Below are 493 nucleotides of genomic sequence, written 5' to 3' on the forward strand. Positions count from 1 at the left end.
AATAATTTCCTCAACACCGCCGTCTTGCGCTCCTCAGAATATCCGCTCATCTCCGTTCACTTTCCGCCCCCAGTCCAAAATTAAATCAACTCGGGTGACGCGACATCTTCCCTGACACCGGGGGCCGGTGCAAAAACAAAAGCCGATACAAATAAAATTGACCTGCTTATTGTGCGTGAACAAAATGACTCCGACTGGACTGCTGCCGACGGCACTCCACTTATTAAGAAGATATGCATAAACTTACAGTTGCGCATGCCTGCACAAATAAGCAAATTTGAACCAGAATTGGATGGCGAATGGATCAAAGAAAACACAAAGATGGATACATCTAAAACATTGAGCATTTCTGGTCTAAATAATGAAATACCTGATTATGTCTCTATCTCAGTGCGCATCATCAGTTTCTTTCCAGAACAAGGAGTTGCACTCGTGAGCGCCACGGCAAGTCTTGGCACCATCGCTGCCAGGTCGAATCTTCGATTGAATCGAT

1 pseudogene is annotated in these 493 nt (G+C 45.2%); it reads left to right on the plus strand.

The annotated features are described in order from the left end of the window. Positions 1-171: 171 nt before the first annotated feature. Positions 172-493: pseudogene (locus tag IV91_RS18215) on the plus strand (hypothetical protein); the annotation flags it as partial.

The sequence above is a fragment of the Ferrovum myxofaciens genome, assembly GCF_000735045.1.
Classification (GTDB): Bacteria; Pseudomonadota; Gammaproteobacteria; order Burkholderiales; family Ferrovaceae; genus Ferrovum; species Ferrovum myxofaciens.